Origin of the sequence: Herpetosiphon giganteus (assembly GCF_016907925.1) — a bacterium.
Lineage (GTDB): Bacteria > Chloroflexota > Chloroflexia > Chloroflexales > Herpetosiphonaceae > Herpetosiphon > Herpetosiphon giganteus.
Genome location: NZ_JAFBCZ010000013.1, coordinates 32,806 through 51,997 on the forward strand (window position 1 = coordinate 32,806; position 19,192 = coordinate 51,997).

16 protein-coding genes are annotated in these 19,192 nt (G+C 52.8%); all 16 read left to right on the forward strand.

All coding sequences use genetic code 11. The annotated features are described in order from the left end of the window. Positions 1–73 precede the first annotated feature (73 nt). The 16 genes from dprA to JOD20_RS13355 all read left to right on the forward strand — a co-directional run bounded on the left by dprA (position 74) and on the right by JOD20_RS13355 (position 19,053). Complete coding sequence (gene dprA / locus JOD20_RS13280) at positions 74–1,183, forward strand: DNA-processing protein DprA (RefSeq protein WP_204755720.1); 1,110 nt, start codon at positions 74–76, stop codon at positions 1,181–1,183. A 20-nt stretch (positions 1,184–1,203) separates the two neighbouring features. Further along, entirely contained in the window at positions 1,204–1,647 is a 444-nt protein-coding gene (locus JOD20_RS13285) for a Fur family transcriptional regulator (protein ID WP_054534714.1), read from the forward strand. 30 nt (positions 1,648–1,677) lie between these two features. After that, positions 1,678–2,823: an AI-2E family transporter gene (locus JOD20_RS13290; protein WP_204755721.1), complete on the forward strand. Its 1,146-nt coding sequence runs from the start codon at positions 1,678–1,680 to the stop codon at positions 2,821–2,823. 128 nt (positions 2,824–2,951) lie between these two features. Further along, entirely contained in the window at positions 2,952–4,046 is a 1,095-nt protein-coding gene (locus JOD20_RS13295) for a DUF4349 domain-containing protein (protein ID WP_204755722.1), read from the forward strand. A 76-nt stretch (positions 4,047–4,122) separates the two neighbouring features. Then, the gene (locus JOD20_RS13300; RefSeq protein ID WP_204755723.1) at positions 4,123–4,962 is read left to right on the forward strand and encodes a PHP domain-containing protein; all 840 of its coding nucleotides are present in this window, start codon (positions 4,123–4,125) and stop codon (positions 4,960–4,962) included. Beyond that, complete coding sequence (locus JOD20_RS13305) at positions 4,959–5,858, forward strand: alkaline phosphatase family protein (RefSeq protein ID WP_204755724.1); 900 nt, start codon at positions 4,959–4,961, stop codon at positions 5,856–5,858. Before JOD20_RS13300 ends, JOD20_RS13305 begins: the two co-directional genes overlap by 4 nt. 56 nt (positions 5,859–5,914) lie before the next feature. Beyond that, entirely contained in the window at positions 5,915–6,463 is a 549-nt protein-coding gene (locus JOD20_RS13310) for a DUF1349 domain-containing protein (RefSeq protein WP_204755725.1), read from the forward strand. Positions 6,464–6,528: 65 nt separating this feature from the next. Beyond that, a complete protein-coding gene (locus tag JOD20_RS13315) occupies positions 6,529–7,326 on the forward strand; it encodes a DNA adenine methylase (RefSeq protein ID WP_204755726.1) in 798 nt (265 codons plus the stop codon). 2 nt (positions 7,327–7,328) lie between these two features. Next, positions 7,329–7,760 (forward strand): PD-(D/E)XK nuclease superfamily protein, encoded by a 432-nt coding sequence (locus JOD20_RS13320; protein ID WP_204755727.1) that lies wholly within the window; start codon positions 7,329–7,331, stop codon positions 7,758–7,760. Positions 7,761–7,770: 10 nt separating this feature from the next. After that, positions 7,771–8,238, forward strand: coding sequence for a nucleoside 2-deoxyribosyltransferase domain-containing protein (locus tag JOD20_RS13325; protein ID WP_204755728.1), 468 nt, complete (start codon positions 7,771–7,773; stop codon positions 8,236–8,238). Positions 8,239–8,570: 332 nt separating this feature from the next. Then, on the forward strand, positions 8,571–11,771 hold the full coding sequence (locus tag JOD20_RS13330; protein ID WP_204755729.1) for a hypothetical protein: 3,201 nt from the start codon (positions 8,571–8,573) through the stop codon (positions 11,769–11,771). Between the two features lie 86 nt (positions 11,772–11,857). Continuing rightward, complete coding sequence (locus JOD20_RS13335; RefSeq protein WP_204755730.1) at positions 11,858–12,649, forward strand: inositol monophosphatase family protein; 792 nt, start codon at positions 11,858–11,860, stop codon at positions 12,647–12,649. Positions 12,650–12,723: 74 nt separating this feature from the next. Further along, the gene (gene hisC / locus JOD20_RS13340) at positions 12,724–13,818 is read left to right on the forward strand and encodes a histidinol-phosphate transaminase (protein WP_204755731.1); all 1,095 of its coding nucleotides are present in this window, start codon (positions 12,724–12,726) and stop codon (positions 13,816–13,818) included. Positions 13,819–13,890: 72 nt separating this feature from the next. Then, positions 13,891–14,778 carry a double zinc ribbon domain-containing protein gene (locus JOD20_RS26730; RefSeq protein WP_204755732.1) on the forward strand — a complete coding sequence of 296 codons (888 nt, stop codon included), beginning with the start codon at positions 13,891–13,893 and terminating at the stop codon, positions 14,776–14,778. Positions 14,779–14,793: 15 nt separating this feature from the next. Further along, entirely contained in the window at positions 14,794–16,926 is a 2,133-nt protein-coding gene (locus JOD20_RS13350; protein WP_204755733.1) for a serine/threonine protein kinase, read from the forward strand. A gap of 177 nt (positions 16,927–17,103) precedes the next feature. Then, the gene (locus JOD20_RS13355) at positions 17,104–19,053 is read left to right on the forward strand and encodes a protein kinase domain-containing protein (protein ID WP_204755734.1); all 1,950 of its coding nucleotides are present in this window, start codon (positions 17,104–17,106) and stop codon (positions 19,051–19,053) included. Positions 19,054–19,192 lie beyond the last annotated feature (139 nt).

Below are 19,192 nucleotides of genomic sequence, written 5' to 3' on the forward strand. Positions count from 1 at the left end.
CAATTCCTATTTGCTTTTGCTACCAATCGGACTGATGTATAATTAAAGCGTTACACCTGCGTGGGAGTTTGCAATGGATGAACGTCATGCCTACATTGCCTTTAATCTCACTCCTGGTATAGGACCACAGCGGCTTCAAGCGTTGATCAAACACTGTGGCTCTGCTGCAGCAGCGTGGTCGGCCAGCCTTGACGATTGGCGTGCCGCCGGCTTGGATCGGCGCACAATTCAAGCCTTACAGCATGCACAGCAGCATTTAGACCTTGAAACTGAACTTCGCACCATCGCCGAGCAAGGCATCACGGTTGTGATGCAGAGCGATCCTGAATTTCCCACCATGTTGCAAACGATCGATCCGGTGCCACCCTTGCTGTATATGCGCGGCTCGTTGATTGAAACTGATCGCTGGGCGGTGGCGATTGTTGGCACCCGCAACCCCACCCCATATGGGCGTGAGGTCACCTATAAGTTTGCTGGCGAGTTAGCCCGTGCTGGCCTAACCGTCGTTTCAGGTTTGGCGCTTGGCATCGATGCAATGGCACATCGCACAGCCTTGGAGAATAATGGCCGCACATTGGCGGTGCTTGGCAGCGGCTTGCAGCAGATTTACCCCGCCCAACATCGCCAATTGGCCAACGATGTCAGCCAGCAGGGAGCCTTGCTTTCGGAATATGCGCCCACGACTGAGCCGCTGAGTGGCAACTTTCCGGCGCGCAATCGCTTGATTAGTGGGCTAAGCTTGGCAACGATTGTGGTTGAGGCTGGCGAACGCAGCGGCGCATTAATTACTGCCCGATTTGCGCTCGACCAAGGCCGTGACGTGTTTGCAGTGCCAGGCTCGATTTTGAGCCATAGCAGCGATGGCCCGAATCAATTAATTGTTGATGGCGCAACACCCTTGCGCAGCATCGACCAAGTGCTTGAGCAACTCAATCTGCATCAAGCCCAAGCCCAACAAACGGTCAGCAGCATTGTGCCAGAAACACCAGCCGAGGCCTTGCTCTTGCCCTATTTGAGTGGTCAGCCAACCCACATCGACGATTTAGGGCGGGCCTGTGGTTTGGCCGCCCATGATCTTTCGGCGACGTTGGGCCTGATGGAACTCAAAGGTATGGTTCGCCATGTTGGTGGAATGCACTATGTGCTGGCGCGGGAAAAGCCCGCATCCTATGATCTTTCTTAACCTAGCAAGGAATTTAATTTATGGCTTGGGAACATGACGTATTACGCTCGCTGAATGAGCAAGGCTGCCGTATGACTGGCCCACGGCGTTTGATTGTGCGCACGATTGCCAGTCGGCGCGAGCCGTTTACCGCCGAGCAATTGGTAGCTGAATTGCCCGATGTTGGGCGAGCCACGATTTATCGCACCTTGGATATGTTGGCGGCCAGCCATTGGTTGGCGCGCATTCACCACGATGAGGGCGACCACGCCTATTTGCCAGCCCATCCGCATCAACACCAATTAGTTTGTACTCGCTGTGGCACGGCGGTTGCCTTCAACACCTGCGACCTCGATGGCATTTTGAGCCAACTTGGCAAATCGACAGGCTTTGTGATTCATGGCCATGCACTCGAAGCATTTGGCTTGTGTGGCCAATGTCAACATAATCGCCCAGAGCTGCGCCTAACTCCCCGTTTGGGCTAGCTTCTTGGAGCGCTGGAAGGTAAGCGGCTTATGCCCAAAGAACTAACAGTGCGCGTCAGCGCCCGCACGGTCGGCTGGACTCTGCTGATTTTTTCAGGGGTCTGGATTACGATTCTGCTGAATCATGTGCTGGTGTTGTTTTTCGTAGCAATCTTGCTCGCAGTGGCAATCTCTGGGGTTGTGCAGCGCTTTGAACAATTGCGAATTGCGCGCCCAATCACAATTTTGGTGATTTACACGATCATTATTGCGATGTTTGTGAGCTTGGGCTTTGTGCTGGTGCCGATGGTCAATCAACAGGTGCGCATTCTGGCACAACAATTCCCCGATTTGGTGCGCCAACCAACCCAACAAGCCAGCGCCTGGATTGCCGAGCAGTTTCCGACTTTGCGCGAGAGCTTGCCAACCGGCGATTTGGCGGGCCAAGCAGCCCATTATGCTGGCACGATGGTTGGCGGGTTTAGTGGTGCTGCCTTGACCTTTGGACGCACCTTGATGGGCGTAATTATCAATTTTATTGTGGTCTTGGTGTTGGCGTTTTTCTTGGTCAGCCGCGCCAATGTTGCCAGCAATTTCATCAAATTGATGATTCCTAATCGTTTTCAAGAGCGCTTGATTAATGTTACGAATGTGATTGGCCGCCGCTTAGGGCGCTGGGTTTGGGCACAACTGACGGTCGCAACCTTCTATGCCGTTTGTTTTGGCATGGGCTTGTGGCTTTTGGGCGTGCCGTATCCGGTGGCGCTGGGCGTTATCGGCGGTTTGCTAGAGCTGATTCCCTATGTTGGCGGCTTTGTGGCCACCCTAATTACCATGCTGGTTGCATTTACGGTGCAGCCAATTCTGGCGGTTTGGGTATTGGTTCTGCACCTGATTGTTGGTAATGTTGAAGTTCACATCATTGCGCCCAAGGTGATGGGTCGGGCGGTCGAAACCCATCCGGTCGTGACGATTTTAGCCTTGTTTAGTGGCATTGAGTTACTTGGCATTATCGGCGGCGTGATTGCGATTCCGTTGGCGGTGGTTGGTCAAGCCTTAGTCGAAGAATTTTGGATTAAGCGGATTCGCGAAGCTAATGCGGTTCCAACCCCGCTGCCAGTGCGGACTGCCCCAGCCCTCATTCGTCGCAGCCAGTTACGTCGCCGCCCAAATCTGCGCAAACGCCAAGGAGTCTAGGCAGCAATTTTTAAAGAGATCGCTAAATAGCTATTGATCAAGGGAACAAATTAATCATTGCTGGCGTTGATGCTATAGAAATGTCGCGACAAACCAAAATTTGACCCATTCCGCGAAAGGAAATAGTTATGTTAGCTCAAATTCGTTCACGCAAACGTGTATTGGCGATTGGCGCTGCTGTTTTGGTTGTCTTTTTGATTGGTACTCAATTATTTAACGGTTCGAGTAATTCTGAATCGCAAAAACTTGGAACGGTTGCACATTCGATGGACTCAGCTCCAATGCCTACGTATCAAGCAAGCCGTCAAGATGCTGCCAATTCAGATTTGTTATTGTCGCAAGAAAGTGAAAGCACTGGTTCGACGGCACTTGGCGGGGCTGCTGCACCAACTGATAAGTTTGCAGAGCCAGAACAGCCTAATGCAGCACCCAGCCAAGCAACCGAGCGCTTGGTGATTAAAAATGCCAATGTTGAAGCCTTGATCGATTACAAACAAATGCGCTTGGCCAGCACCCAAATTGAAAATATGGTGCTGCGTTTGGGTGGCTTTATCGTTTCGACTGATGATGCCAGCAGCAATGACGAAGCCCAAGCCTATATCTCGCTGGCCTTTCGAGTTCCCGCCGATCAATTTGAAAAAGCTCTGAATGCCTTTGAAGAAAATAAGCTCGAAGTTGTGCGCCGCGAAGTCTCGGGCCAAGATGTCACCGAAGAATTTGTTGATAATCAATCACGCTTAGCCAATTTGGAAGCAACCGCTGCCCGCATTCGCGAATTGCTGGCCAAAGCTGAAACCATCGCCGACACGATTAAAATCAACGAAACTTTAGCTCAATACGAAAGCCAAATCGAAGTTATCAAGGGCCGTCAGAAATTTTTGAGCGATAGCGCTTCGATGAGCTTGGTTACCTTGATGATTCGGCCAAAAGCCACCGAATATAGCATTCTTACCACGCTTGATATTGGCCAAAATGTGCGCAACGCGCTTGCCCGCGCCGAAAAACCAGCTTGGACTCCACTTGCTGCTGCGACTGGCGCTTGGGACGATGTTTTGGCAATCGGCAAAGATTTGGCCGAAACCTTGGTTGTTTGGGCAGTCTGGATTCCAATTTGGTTGCCATTGCTGTTGGTTGCTTGGTTTGGCTGGCGCAAATGGCGCAAATATAGCCAAAGCCAAAATACCTCAATCAATACGCCAAATCCGACCGTCAACCAACCCTAAATTGTGGTACCATTTTGGCAACGCCATCGCAGGGCTAAGAGCTAGTGCTCTTGGCCCTTTGTGTTGGGAGGGTTAAATGTTGCTCGATTTGCATTGTCATACAATCGCCACGCCCCATCATTCACATTGGACACCAAGCACACTAATCGCGGCGGCCCAAGCTGCTGGCATCAACGTGATTGGGATTGCCGACCACAATACGACCAGCCAAATAACCGCATTTGCCGAGGCTGCGCAGGCTGCTGGCCTGCATTTCATCGGCGGCGTTGAGTTCGATAGCGCCTTCAATGGCAAGCTTTGGCATACCTTGGTCTATGGCGCAAACCCCAACGATGCTGGGATTTTGGGCTTGTGCGAGGCAGTTGTGAGCCGCAACCATGCCGATGCCCAACGCTTGCTTGCCCAAACGCAGGCTGCTGGCCACGAGCTGCCAAGCCTTGGCCAAATTGCCGTCGATCGCCCAGCCAACTTGGCCGATGTGACCCATGCTTTGGTACGCGATGGCATCTGGCCCAGCCAAACTGGCGTTGATCCTGAATCAGCGGGCATGGCCTATTTGTTGACCAACCAACCTGAAGCCTACAATCCGTTGAGTGTGGCCGAAATTGTGCAGGTAGCGCAGGCTGCTGGTGGCGTGGCGATTTTGGCTCATCCTGGCCGCGAAAAAAGCGTCTACGCCATCCCAGCCACTGCCGACGATTTGGCAGCGCTGGCGGCGGTTGGGCTTGATGGGATTGAGGTCTATTATCCAATGCATAGCGCTGAGCAAGTGGCGTTTTTCAAGCAGCAAGCGGCCTTGCATGGCTTTCTGATCAGCGCTGGCGGCGATTCGCATGGCCCGCGTGATCCGTTCAGCCCACAGCCTGTCGAGCGTTGCAGTGCGTTGTTGGCTCGCTTCGGGATTGATGTCCGATGAGTGTGATTGTCTGTTTTATTGATGGCGTTGGCTTGTTGCCAACCCCAGCGCCGCCTTGGACAACTGCCCATTTGCCAAGCCTCACCAGCTTGTTGGGTGCTGTGCCACACAGCAATTTACTGATCGATCAGCCAAATCTTTATTTTCGGGCGATTGATGCGACGTTGGGCGTTGAAGGCTTGCCGCAAAGTGGTACCGGCCACACCAGTTTATGGACGGGCGTAAACGCTTCGGCCCTGTTGGGCAGGCATTATCCGGCCTATCCCGCGCCATCGCAGCGCCCGATGATTGCTGAACAAAGCCTGTTTGCCAAAGTGCAACAGCTTGGCCGCACCAGCCTCATCGCCACCGTACATCGCGATAACTATTGGGATTTGGTCGCCAAGCGCGAGCAACGGGCAACCGCCGCCGCCTTTGCTGCCCAAGTTGTCGATTTGGCGCTGCCTGCTACACCAGAGTGGCGCAACGGCCAAGCAGTGACATGGGATATAACTGGCGCTTATTTGCAACAATGGGGCGCGTTGGCTGGCTTGCCCACGATTTCGGCCCACGAAGCGGGCTTGCGGCTTGGGCGAGCGCTGCGTTTGGCCGATTTTGTGCATTACGAGTGCTATCTGCCCGATTTTGTGGGCCATCGGCGAATTGCCGAAACGCCAGAACGCACGCTGGAACTGATCGATAGCATGCTTGGCGCGTTGATCAGCCAAATGCAAACTAACGATAGCTTGATTGTGGTCAGCGATCATGGCAACTTAGAGATGATCGAACACACCAGCCACAGCCGCAACCCTGTGCCATTGTTGGTGGTTGGGGCCAACGCCCAACGCGCCGCCAAGGTCGAAGATATTAGCCAGATCACGCCCTTGATTCTCGATCTGCTGAGCATTGAGATATAGCGCTATAATAGGCCAACATGCTCAGATCTTGCTTAGTTTTCGAAGGAGCAAACGCGATGCAATGGTTAAACGAACCGCAACAATGGGCATCCAACGACAACGTGCTAACCATAACCCCTGAAACCAAAAGCGATTTTTGGCGCACGACCCACTATGGGTTTATTTTTGATTCTGGTCATTTTTACTATCAAGTGGCCGAAAATAACTTTAGCTGTAGCGTGCGGGTGCGCGCCAACTACCAGAACCAGTACGATCAAGCTGGCTTGATGGTGCGGCTTGATGAATATAATTGGCTCAAATGTGGCATCGAATATGTCGATGGCGTGTATCATGTGAGCGCTGTGTTGACCCTTGAACACTCCGATTGGTCGGTGGTGAAATTGGCTGAAGCGCCAGAAGAACTGTGGTTGACGGTCACGCGCAACGGCGACACGCTGCAAGTGCTGTATGCCACCGAGGCCGCAGCCACGCCAACCATGGTGCGCTTGGGCTACTTCCCGCCCGCCTTGCCTGTGCAAGTTGGCATGATGGCTGCCGCGCCAATTCAAACTGGCTTTAGCGCCGAATTCCGCGATTTTCAGCTCGAAGCACTGCCCCAAGAGTAGCATGTTTGTGTTATTCTAATAAAATACCAAAAATACCCAACCATAATGCTTACAAGGGATTAGCCATGACAATAACAAATCTTTTGCCTTATGTATTACCACCCTTAAAATGGGCTGGTGGTAAGCGTTGGTTGGTTTCTACATTATATGAATTATGGAAACCATTTGCTAATCGACAATTGGTTGAGCCATTTGCTGGTGGTCTGGCTGTATCCCTTGGATTACAGCCAGACCTAGCATTGATTAATGATATAAATCCTCATTTAATGAACTTTTATCAACAAATTAGCAAAGGTTTAGTTATTAATATTCGTCTGGAAAATTCTGAAGATTTATATTATCAACATCGTGATCGATTTAATCAACTAATCAGAGAAGATAATTATAAAACAGCAGAAGCTGCATCAATATTTTATTACTTAAACAAAACAGGATATAATGGATTATGTAGATTTAATAAGAAAGGTTTTTATAATGTTCCTTTCGGTCGATATAAAAAGATAAATTATATAGATGACTTTCAAGATTATCGACAAGTTTTAGAAAATTGGAATTTATCAAATAGTCATTTTTCAAACCTCGATATAGCAGAGAATGCATTTATTTATGCTGATCCACCATACGATGTCGAATTTACTAACTATAGCAGTGGTGGATTTAGCTGGGATGACCAAGAACATTTGGCTGAATGGTTATCAAAGCATCAAGGGCCAGTTATTGCCTCAAATCAAGCAACTGAACGCATTCAGAAACTTTATAAAAATCTGGATTTCAAGTTAGTTCTTGTTGATGCACCTCGTCGAATATCTTGTAATGGTGATCGTTCTTCTGCAAAAGAAATATTAGCTACTAGAGGAATATAAACATGAGTCGGAATACTGCAAGTGGTCAAATTCTAGAAAGCCTCGTAGAGCCTGTGCTTGCAAAGAATGGATATAGTTTTTCTGCACAACCTATTGTAGGTCAAAGTATTAGCGGTGGTAAACATAAATTAGATGTTTTGATTACATCTATCGCCTATCCAGATATGTTTATCCCCTTATCGCTAAAATGGCAAGAAGTTTCAGGAAGTGCTCAGGAAAAAGTACCCTTTGAAGTTATCAAACTGATTCATCTTGTGCACAATAATCCTCATTTATATCCTTATGCATTAATTGTACTTGGTGGTGAAGGTTGGAGTTCAATCAAAAATTTTTATCTCACAAATGGTTTGAATAATTATATTGTCGATAGTCATTTAGTAAAAATTATTAGCTTAGATGCATTTATTACTTTAGCAAATCGTAAACAAATTTAGGAGCCTAATCATGGCGATTGTGCTTAAGCCGCCAAGTGCCTTGCCCACCAGCAAAACTGTGCCCGCAATTTTTTTGGCTGGCTCGATCGAGATGGGCAGCGCGATTGATTGGCAAGCAGAAATCGCGCAAGAATTGGCTGCTGATGATTTGTTGTTGCTCAACCCACGGCGCGATGCTTGGGATAGCTCGTGGGCGCAAACAATCAACAATCCACTGTTTCGCGGCCAAGTTGAATGGGAATTAGATGGCTTGGCGTTGGCCGATTTGATCATCATCTACTTTGCGCCACAAACCCAATCGCCGATTAGCTTGCTCGAATTGGGCTTATTTGCCAGTAGTGGTAAGCTGTTGGTTTGCTGCCCTGAAGGCTTTTGGCGCAAAGGCAATGTCGATATTGTCTGTGCACGCTACCAGATTCCCCAAGCCGCCAGCCTTGAAGCACTAATTGCGGCCTGCAAACGCTTAGCCAAAGATTAGCGCAACGGAACCACGAAGAACGCGAAGATCGCGAAGGCTGAGCAACCCTCCAATCGATAGGTTCATCAAGCAACGGCTGCTTACCAGCAATTGTCCTTGAGGGGGTGCAGGGGGATGAAAACACCCTGCGTTTCCCGCCTTGAAGCGGGACGGAAGGGTGGTGATCAACGCTCTATGCCAATAATCAAAGATTTCGTTACAAACCTCGTTCAGAATGAACTAAAAATATTCATGATTCATCAGAAATAGCCTTTTCGTTAATCGAAGATGATTCCTAAAATCAGCCTAAATACCCCTCGCTCAATCGGCTAGGATCATGTTAAAATAGAGCTATGAGTATATCGTCTGCCTCAACGCCAATCGGCGACGTCTTGCAGCAAATTGCCCAACGTTTCGCCCAAAGCAGCCGCTCGCCCTTGTTGCGCAGCGGTGAATTAGCCTTGCCCGATGCAAGCACCCAGCCGTTGCCCTTAGCTCCTGAATTAGCGGTGGCATGGCGCGCTTTGCTGGGCGAGACTGGCTGGCCGTGGCAAGCTGAGGCGTTGGCAACTGTGCGGCGTGGTTTGGGCTTGGCCTTGGTTGCACCTGCGCCACTTGGCCCAGCTTGTTTGTTGCTCTTGGCAGCCGAGCATATTAGCGCCAATCAAGGTAGTTTGTTGTTACTCGCGCCCGATGCTGCGAGCTTGCACGATTTGGCGCAAACTGCCAATAATATCGATGCTCTGCTGGGCGGTGGCTTTCCGCACCTTGTGGTTGAGCAAACCACCCGCCCGCCGCATAGCCCACCACGCCTGATTTTGACCACACCCACCACATTGCATCAACGCATGTTGCGCACCCACCATCGCGGTTGGTCGAATATGTGGCCGCAGTTGAGTGGGATTGTGCTGCCAGCCTTTGATCAAGCCAATAGCACCAGCTTTGGCCATTGTCGTTGGTTGTTGCGACGGGTCGAACGCTTGCGCCCGCGTGCGCGGCCATTGACGCTCTACGCCAGTTTAGCGCCAGTCGCCGAGATCGACGAGTTATTGGCGCGAGTGTTTGATCATCTGCCGCCGCTGGTTTATGCCAATACCGCTCGCATTCCCTTGACTTGGGCATTGTGGAATGGTGGAACGCAGCCGGTTGATGCAGCGCTGAAATTAGCCCTCGCCTTGCGCCAAGCAGGCTTAAGCGTTCAGCTTGATGCGCCCGATAGCCTAGAACGGGCAATTTTGGCCCAACGCGGCGCAGCCCAAGGATTAAGTATTGTGCCACGCGCGGCAGCTCCTGCTCATGTGTTGGTGATGGTGGGCGGCGTGAATGCAACCAGCCTGCCAAGTTTGTTGGCGAGTGGCCATCGCGCCGTGGTGTTGGTAACCGATCAATCGATTGCGGCGCAAACTGCCTTGGCTCAACCTGCCTTGCTCACGCCCAATTTGCCGCCAGCCTTGCCAGTTGCTACCCAAAATAACTACATTAGCAGCGGCCATTTGCGCTGTGCCGCCGAAGAGCGACCGCTCCAGCAGAGCGAAATTAGCGCCTGGGAAGTGAGCGATTTAGTTGAGCGCCTGACTCAGCGTAACCAATTGGCGCAATTGCCCGATAGCCCAACCTGGCAACCAGTCGCCAATTTGCAGCAGCGCAGCGATATTTACGCAACACTGCATCCGACCACGATTAGCGATGTGCCAGTGCAAATCGTCGACCACGAAGGCACATTTTTGGCCGAACTCGATTCGGTGACGGTTGAGCGGCGTTTGTTTAGCGGCGCGAGCGTGCTTGGCGGGCGGGTGGTTGGCTGGAATGATGATGGTTCGTTGGGTATGCGCTTGCAGGATGCAGCGCCAACTTTGGCCGAACATCGCTGTAGCGTCTCGGTGCGCGAACAATTTGGCCAACGTCCGTTGGATGGCGCACGCGCCGAAATCGAACTAACGATTGGTCGCGTGGTGGTAACTGAGGAAATTGTGGCGCGGCGCAGTCTTGCAGATGATGGGAGTATGCGGCGCGTGCCGTTCGAGCCACCAATTCAATTGCAGTGGAATGCGCCGGCCTTGTGGCTTGGCGCTCCCGAAGCAGGGGCTGGCTTGGGCGAAATTCTGCTTGGCGTGCTGCCATTGTTGCTGCGTTGCCAACCAGATGCGATGGTCGCTTGCCTGAGCGAACAACAGCTGTATTTGGTCGAAGCGCAGCCTGGCGGGCGCGGTATCGTCGAGCAGTTGTATAGCCAATTTGAGGCCTGGCTGCATTTGGCTGGCTTGGCGGCACGCACCTTGAGCAAAGACCCAATCTATGCCAATTATGCTCAAGCAGAATTACGCTGGCTGGAAAATATTTTGGTGCCGCTAGCTGCGCCATTACGGGCTGATATGCCACCAGAACCAGCTCAAATTGCGCCGCCGCGCGTCGAACGCGCCAGCCGCCAATCGATGGTGATTAGCACAAACGAGTTGAATGCCCGCCGACGTGGGCGCGGCAATGTTTTTGCGCTACCCCGTTCGTTGCCCAAACAGGGCGAGGCGGTCAAACGCCAAACAACTCCGTTGCCGAGCCAACCAGCCTTGCCAGCGCAACCAATGCGCTTGGCGGCGCAGCAACCGCCAGCAAGCAAACCAATTACCAACCAACGCCCAGCGGTGCGCAAGGAAGCGCCACCAGCACCGCCAGCGCCCGAAAAGGCCAAGCCAAATGTGACCCGTCCGCCGCGCCGCAAGGCCAGCGTTGGGCGTAATGAAGCCCAGCGTTCGACCCAGCCGTTGGTGCAGCCCAAAGCTGCTGCGCCAAGCAATCAGTTGCCGCCAGAACGTGGTTCGGTGGTGATTCCAGCGCCCAACCAGCCGCCAGCCTACGAGCGGCCTCCGTTTCAGCAACGCAATGCTCAGGAAAAACCTGCGCCCCAACGCCCAATCTCACGCCCAGTTCAGCGCGAAACCCAGCCCAACCAGCGGCCTGTGCAGCGTGAGCAACAGCCAGCCCGACCGTATCAGCGCAACGATCAGCCGACCAAGCCGATGCCCCGTGAAACGCAGCCCAATCAACGGCCAGCCCAGCGTGAGCAACAGCCAGCCCGACCGTATCAGCGCAATGATCAGCCAACCAAGCCAATGCCCCGCGAAACGCAGCCCAGTCAACGGCCAGCTCAACGCGAGCAGCGGCCTATTCAGCCAAACTTGACCGAGCAGCCAGCACGGCCTTATCAGCGCAATGAGCAACCAGCCAAGCCCGTAGAAGCCAACGCCGATCCACAGGCCATGCTCGAAAAAGCTCGCCGTTTGCGGGAGCAGCGCGAAGCAGAGGCGCGGGTTGCGCAACCAATTACGCGGCCAAATAGCACGAATTACGCTGCTGAGCCAACTGAATCGCGCTTCAAGCAAGGCGATCGGGTGCATTGCGTGCCCTATGGCGAGGGCGTGGTGCAAAAAACGCGCATTCGCGATGGCCGCGAACTATTGCTGGTACAATTTCCAGAGCTTGGTGATCTCCGTGTTGATCCAGCGGTCAATGCTGTGCGCATCGTGCGCCCTGAGATTCAAGCCGACGACGACGAATAATTAAAGCTGTGACAACGAAGCCACTACCGTGACCAGCATTGTGCTGATCGCGGTAGCTTTGTTGGTCGCAAATAAAGGATAGAACAATGCAATCACACGACGAAGCCCAATTGATGGAAACATGGGCACGCCAAGCAGGTGCCTATGCGCTTGAGATTTTTCAAGATTATGCTGCCGCCGCGCCCCGCCGCAAAGCAGATAACTCGTGGGTCACCGAGGTCGATGAAAATATCGAGCAGATGCTGCGCCAACAAATTGCCCAAGCTTTTCCTGATGACCTCGTTATGGGCGAAGAGGGCGGCGGCCATGCCAGCAGCAATGGCCGGATTTGGGTGCTCGACCCAATCGATGGCACTGGCTCGTTTGTAAAGCGACTGCCAGTGTGGTGTGTCTCGATTGGCTTGCTGGTCGATGGCTACCCTGCTGCTGGCTGCGTCTATTTGCCGGTGCTCGACGAATGTTATTTGGCGGGCTTAACTGGGCCAGCAACCTTAAATGGTCAAGAAATTCATGCCGAAAACCCCGATTTTCTGGATAGCCAGTCGTGGATGGCAGTGCCATCGAATGCTCATTGGCGCTATAAAATCAGCTATCCAGGCAAAACTCGTTCGTTGGGCAGCACCGCCGCTAATGTCTGCTATGTGGCCAGCAGCCGTGCTTGCGCCGCAATTTTGGGCAATGCCAGCTTGTGGGATATTGCCGGAGCATGGCCAATTTTGGAGCGCGCTGGCGGCAAATTATCAACATTCTCTGGCGGGCCATTCGATTGGCAGCGTTTCTACGAAGGATCATCGGCCAACGAGCCATTATTTGCCGCCAGCAACGATAATTATGCAACGATGCGCGGCATGATCGACCTTGCCAAGGGCGCAATTTAAACAGCAAGCAGCAGCGTTGATCGGGGCATGGTATCATAGGCCAGATTAAGCCACCGCAGCGAAGGAACCAACTGATGGCTGATGTAACCAAGTTTGTGCGGCCTGATATTGCAGCGCTGGAAGCCTACACGCCAATTCAACCATTCGATGTGCTCAGCGAACAATTGGGCATTCCGATTGAGCAAATTATTAAACTTGATGCCAATGAAAATCCCTACGGGCCTGCGCCCAGCGTTGCCGAAGCGCTGCGCGATTTCCCGTTTTATGCAATTTATCCCGACCCAGATCAGACCCGTTTGCGGCGGGCAATTAGCCCATTTATTGGCCAGCCAATTGAACGAATTTTGTGTGGCAATGGCTCGGATGAAATTATCGATTTGTTGATGCGAGTGCTGGTGCAGCCCAACGATGTGGTAATTGCCTGCCCGCCAACTTTCGGCATGTATAGCTTCAACACTGGCGTTGTTGGCGGGCGTTTTGTGGCCGTACCGCGCGATGCCAACTTCGATGTTGATATTGAAGCAGTTGCCGACGCAGTGCTTGAGCATCAAGCCAAAATGGTCTTTTTGCCCTCGCCCAACAACCCGACGGGCAACCTTTTGCCACGAGAGCACGTCCTACGGCTATTGGAATTACCAACAATGCTCGTGTTGGACGAAGCCTACGCCGAGTTTAGTTCGGGGAGTGTTGCCGATTTGGTTGGCCACTATCCCAATCTGGTAGTTTTACGCACCTTTTCCAAATGGGCTGGTTTAGCTGGTTTGCGCTTGGGCTATGGCCTGATTCCAGAGTGGTTGATTACCCACTTGTGGAAAATCAAGCAACCCTACAATACCAATGTGGCGGCAGAAGTGGCGGTTTTGCAATCGTTGGCCGAAACCGAGGCGCTGAATGCGCGCGCCAAGGTGATGGTGGCTGAACGCGAGCGTTTATTCGCTGCGCTGCAAGCAATCGATGGCCTCACGCCGTTTCCTTCGCAGGCAAATTTTATCTTGTGCCGAGTTGAGCGTGGCGATGCTGCCCAACTTAAAGCCGAGCTTGCCAAGCGCGGAATCTTGCTGCGCTACTATCGCAACCCAGAGCTAGCCAATTGTATTCGCGTGAGTATTGGCCTGCCAGAACATCATGATGCCTTGCTTGCAGCGTTAGCCGATTTGGGTTATCGCTAAATTGCATTGACATCAAGGAACGCGGCGTGCTATCGTTGCCACAGAGTTTCATGATTGTGGAGTGATCGTTGTATGATTGCTTGTCCTGTCTGTAATGCGACCAACCAAACAGGGGCCTTATTTTGCGAAATGTGTGGCCATCGTTTGCCAACCGTGGCGGCGGCTGTCACCCCACCCAAAGCCGTTGCTGGCGGCATTCAATGCCCAACCTGTAAACATATTGCCACTGCTGGCGAGGCATTTTGCGATGAATGTGGTACGCCGCTGAATGTTGCGGCAACTGCTGCCGTGCCTGTCACTCCCGCGCCTGTTGCACCAAGTGTGCAGCCAGCGCCCCAGCCAACCTATCCTGCACCACAGCCGATTGCCAACGCAGCTAGCCCAACCTGCCCAAGCTGTCGCGCAGCGGTTATTCCTGGCGAGGCCTTTTGCGATAATTGTGGAGCTTCGTTGTTGGCTGGCGCTGTTGCTGCTCCCGCCGCCCGACCAGTTGCTCCCGCGCCGCAGCCAAGCTATACGCCGCCAGTGCAGGCTGCGCCGGTTGTGCCAGTTGCGCCAGTTTATACGTCTCCACCAGCAGCCCCAGCCAAGCCGCCAGTTGCAGCTCCAGTTGCTGCCGCTCCGGCTGGCATTCAATCGTTGGCGGGGTTTGTGCTGGTAACAGCGGCTGGCACACGGATTAATCTTCCTGCCAAAGCCGATATTGTGGTTGGCCGTGAAGATGCAGTTTCGAATAACTATCCCGATGTCGATTTGAATCCGCATAATGGCTTGGCTGATGGCGTTGGCCGCCGCCATGCCCGAATTTTTGTGCGGGCAGGCGTGGTACAGCTTGAAGATCTCGATAGCACCAACGGGACAACCGTCAATAAACAACGTTTGCAAGCTCGCCAAATTGTTAATCTTAATGTTGGCGATGAAATTCGTTTTGGCCGATGTGTGTTGCAATGGCAACGCTAGCGTGATGTAGCAGCTATGAGTGGACAGGCCATGTTTCAACAAGGACGCTACCAAGTACGCAACGAGCTGTTTCGCGATGAATGCGGCGTGATGTACTTGGCGGTCGATGGCAAGATGGCAGGGCGCGAAGTTGCCTTACGCCAACTCAATGATGGTGTTTTAGATCCAGCTTCGTTGCAGCGTTTGGCGCAGTTAAACCAAGCTGCGCTGCCTTCGGTCTATGATCTGTTTGAGGAGCATGGCCAGCGCTATTTGGTGCTTGAGTATCCACGTGGCCAGACCTTGGCCGATGTGGCGCTGGGGCCGCGCTTGCGCGAAGGCGTGGTGCTGGCTTGGGCCAAGCAAATTGCCGAAGGCCTGCGCTATTTGCATAGCCAAGGCTTTGTCCATGGCGATATTCAGCCGCAAAATATCGTGCTACAAGATGGCCGCCGCATTAAGCTGCTTGGTGGTTTTCCAGCAGGCTGCCCCAAAAATGCAGGCTCGCGCTATTCAGCACCAGAAATTTGGAGCGGCGCAAATGCTACTCCAGCTTCGGATATTTATGCCTTGGGCGCGACGCTGCACCATTTGTTGACCGGAACTGACCCTAACACCCAACCCTTGATGGCCTTTGCTCCGCCCGATGTGCGGCGGCCTGATCTTTCGCCTGCGGTTTCTAACGCAATTGTCAAAGCGCTCAGCCAACAGCCACAACAACGCTTTGCCAATATTGAGCAATTTGTGGTGGCCTTGAGCCAAACCAGCAGCACCCAAGAATCGTCGGGCGCTTTGCCAGTGATTGGCTTTACGCCCTCGATTTTACCCAGCACGCCCGCCGATGGCCCAACCCAACGCTATGTGCCCTCGGAAAGCTCGCCAATTCCGGTGCCACCAGGCCGCGGCACAACCTCGCAATATGATCAGGCGATGCTTGAGCAATTGCTCTTGCCCGACCGCGATCTGGGGCCAGCGCCCTCGGCTTTGCCACAACGCCCAGTCGAAAGCAACAACCGCACAGGCTTGATTGTGCTGGGGGTGTTTATTGGCTTAGCCTTGTTGGCTGGAGCGTGGTTTATTTTTAAGCCCAAGAGCAATGCATTTGTTAACGCTACCCAAATTGCCAACAATGGCTTGCCAACCGTTACCCGCGATGAAGGGATTTTGCTCGATGATAATGCCAAAACTGCTACTGCTTTGGCGGCAATTCCGCCTGCAACCCAGATTCCAACGCTTGATGTGCCGCGAGCTACTGCCGATGCAATTCAGACCTTTACTGCTGCAACCGAAGCTGCGTTTAACGTCGATTTAGAGGCGCGCTATCTGCGCGGCACGGCCTACGAAGAAACCGGCCAATATGGCTTGGCCTTGAGCGAATACGACGAAATTTTGCGCCAAGACCCATTTTATAAAGATACCCAATCACGACGCGACCGAATTAAGATTTTTCTTGATGCGACCGTTACCGCCGATGTGCAACAAACCACGGTTGCGGTGGCAACTGCGACCGCCGTTGCCCAACCAACTGCAACCGCGCTGCCACCAACGCCCACCGCCACGCCAGTTGGCCAGATTGTTGGCGATACCTTCAATGGCAGCACGCTTGACCCACGCTTGTGGGCTGGCGAAACCCGTGATGGTAGCATTCAGCTGAATAATGGTGAATTGCAACTGGCTGCGACCAGTGCCAATTGCTATCCAGTCGTGCGCACGATTACCGATACGCTCTTTCCGGCCAACAACTTTACGCTCAACATCACCTTCCGCTATTCCGATGTGACGGCCTTGGGCACGGGCTTTATGCTGGCCGATGCGATGGCCACGCCGTGTGGTGAAACCGATCGGGCTGGCACCAGTTGGAGCGGCATTTGGCAGGATGAAAATCAAGGCCTAATTGTTGAATTCCATCGTGACCAAACAGCAGATGCTGAGCTGAAAGATATTCGTTTGCCTTATACCAACGGCGAAATTGATACAACCGAACACAACTTGACGATTCAACAGCGCAATGGCGAGCAAACCTTCATTCTTGATGGCAATACGCTATTTACCGAAAAGATCGGAGCGCAACCCAAAGTGCTGTGGTTTGGCAACCCAAGCCGCACATCCATCGGCGCGCCGTGGACGGTGCTGAATATTCTGAGCGTTGATTTGCGCGAAGAACCATAAGCAATCACGCTTGATCGGCCTCTCGTTACCGAGCGAGAGGCTTTTTTTATTTAAGCAGTTATGTGACCCATGGCAACCAAAAGCCTGCGCTCACTGCTCAACGAATTTGGGCTGTGCCTCAGCACATAAGCTATATTTTGCCCAATGAATCGACTATAATAGCAATGTTATGGTTAAGTGGATTGTGGTGAGGCAATTGGCATGTTGAAAAGTGGCACAATTATTCAAGATCGTTATACGATTGTGCGGCCCTTGGGCAGTGGTGGCTTTGGGGCGGTCTTTTTGGCCACCGATGGTCGCTTGGGGCAGCGCAATGTGGCGATCAAATATTTTGCTACGGCTCATATGCGCCCAGAAGAACGCGATTCGCTGGCTCATTTGTTTCAGCAAGAAGCGCATACCTTGGCCAGTTTGAGCCACCCCAACCTCGCGCCAGTGCTCGATTATTTTGCTGTCGACGATGGTTGGATGTTGGTGATGGGCTATGTGCCAGGCGAATCGTTGGCGGCCTTGCAAAAACGGCTCAATGGCCCGTTCGGCGAGCAACAAGTGGTCGATTGGGCGATTGAGTTATGTAATGTGCTGGAATATTTGCACAATCAACGTCCGCCGCTGATTTTTCGCGATCTTAAGCCAGCCAATATTATGCGCACGCCAGAAGGCAAAGTTCTTTTGATCGATTTTGGAATTGTGCGGCGCTTCAAAGAGGGCCAGCATCAAGATACGATTCAAATTGGCACGCCTGGCTATGCCCCGCCTGAGCAATATGGTGGTCAAACCGAGCCACGCTCCGATTTATATAGCCTTGGCTCAACCATGTATGTGCTCTTAACCAACGAGCGCGTAACCAGTGGCTTGCGCTTGCCGCCAGTCAGTCAAAGTGTCGATTGGGTTTCGCCTGCCCTCGATGGCTTAATTACCCAATTAACCTCGCTGCACATCGATGAACGGCCTGCTTCGGCAGCGGTTGTGCGCGCCGAACTAGAGCGCATTCGCGATTTGCCAATGGTGCCAATCGCTGATCCATTTGCAATTTTGCCCCAAGCCGCGCCCTATCGTGGAGCCGAAGCGCCAACACGAGTCAATCCACAGCTGCAAACCCAACCACGCTATAGCCAGGATGTTGCAACGCCCCAGCCGATCCAAGCAACGCCAATGCCAACTGTGCCTGCTGCTCGCAAGGCCCTCGTTTGGCCATGGGTGCTGCTGCTGGTGCTGGTGGTTGGCGGCGGCGCAGGCTGGTGGTATCTGAATCGCTCGAATCAGCTGCAAACGCCGCTTGTGCCAACCCAACTCAGTGACCTACCCGATAGTGCTGCTGGCGATTTGATTATTTCTTCGCGCGAAGGCAACAGTGGCGCATACAATGTGCTGAGTTTGGATATTCCGTCGGGCAATGTGAGCGCGGTTGTGCCGCATCACGATGATAATGCAATTGCCTCGCGTCGCCGCAGCGATGGTCGGGTGGCCTATTCGCATGGCGTTGATGGGCTTGAACAGATTTTTACGATTAATGGCGATGGCACTGATGAACAGCAATTGACATCGGCTCCAGGCGAAAGCCGCGCTCCACGTTGGTCGCCTGATGGCCGCAAAATCGCCTTTGAGAGCGACCGCGACCGCAGCAATAACAATAGCTTCGATATTTATATTATGGATGCAGATGGCTCGAATGTGCAGCGCGTGACCGCTGAAGGTGGCTGGCAAGGCGGCCCAGCATGGTCGCCTGATGGCAACAAACTCGCTTTTCATAGCCAAACTAGCGATTTATACGAAATTGTGGTGCTTGATTTGGCCAGCAACAAGCAATATTTGTTGGCCAGCGTCGATGATAGCGCCTTTTGGGCCGATTGGTCGCCTGATGGCCAAACGATAGCCTTTATGACTGGCGATAACGATAGCCGCACCAAAATTTATACTGTGCCAACCAGCGGCGGCGAGCCACGCGAATTGACCACGCTTGGCAACGGCAAAAACCGCTGGCCGCGCTGGTCGCCCGATGGCCGTTATTTGGCTTTTGAGAGCTATCGCAACGAGCATTGGGGCATTTATTTGCAAAATCTGGCAACTGGCAAAGTCGAAGCACTCTCCGATGGCACACGCCACGATCGCTGGCCTTCATGGTAATGCGAGTATAATGGGGCTAGGAAAAGGATGAAGGATGAGGGATGAAGCAGAGGCGCAGAGCTGTAAGGCTATTGGCTATCGAGGAATGGTCGTTAAGGCGCGGTTAACGGAAACAAGTAACATCGATCCAGCACGTAGA

Coding starts and splice junctions, on each gene's coding strand:
- dprA (WP_204755720.1), top strand. CDS start 74: ATGGATGAACGTCATGCCTACATTGCCTTTAATCTCACTCCTGGTATA.
- JOD20_RS13285 (WP_054534714.1), top strand. CDS start 1,204: ATGGCTTGGGAACATGACGTATTACGCTCGCTGAATGAGCAAGGCTGC.
- JOD20_RS13290 (WP_204755721.1), top strand. CDS start 1,678: ATGCCCAAAGAACTAACAGTGCGCGTCAGCGCCCGCACGGTCGGCTGG.
- JOD20_RS13295 (WP_204755722.1), top strand. CDS start 2,952: ATGTTAGCTCAAATTCGTTCACGCAAACGTGTATTGGCGATTGGCGCT.
- JOD20_RS13300 (WP_204755723.1), top strand. CDS start 4,123: ATGTTGCTCGATTTGCATTGTCATACAATCGCCACGCCCCATCATTCA.
- JOD20_RS13305 (WP_204755724.1), top strand. CDS start 4,959: ATGAGTGTGATTGTCTGTTTTATTGATGGCGTTGGCTTGTTGCCAACC.
- JOD20_RS13310 (WP_204755725.1), top strand. CDS start 5,915: ATGCAATGGTTAAACGAACCGCAACAATGGGCATCCAACGACAACGTG.
- JOD20_RS13315 (WP_204755726.1), top strand. CDS start 6,529: ATGACAATAACAAATCTTTTGCCTTATGTATTACCACCCTTAAAATGG.
- JOD20_RS13320 (WP_204755727.1), top strand. CDS start 7,329: ATGAGTCGGAATACTGCAAGTGGTCAAATTCTAGAAAGCCTCGTAGAG.
- JOD20_RS13325 (WP_204755728.1), top strand. CDS start 7,771: ATGGCGATTGTGCTTAAGCCGCCAAGTGCCTTGCCCACCAGCAAAACT.
- JOD20_RS13330 (WP_204755729.1), top strand. CDS start 8,571: ATGAGTATATCGTCTGCCTCAACGCCAATCGGCGACGTCTTGCAGCAA.
- JOD20_RS13335 (WP_204755730.1), top strand. CDS start 11,858: ATGCAATCACACGACGAAGCCCAATTGATGGAAACATGGGCACGCCAA.
- hisC (WP_204755731.1), top strand. CDS start 12,724: ATGGCTGATGTAACCAAGTTTGTGCGGCCTGATATTGCAGCGCTGGAA.
- JOD20_RS26730 (WP_204755732.1), top strand. CDS start 13,891: ATGATTGCTTGTCCTGTCTGTAATGCGACCAACCAAACAGGGGCCTTA.
- JOD20_RS13350 (WP_204755733.1), top strand. CDS start 14,794: ATGAGTGGACAGGCCATGTTTCAACAAGGACGCTACCAAGTACGCAAC.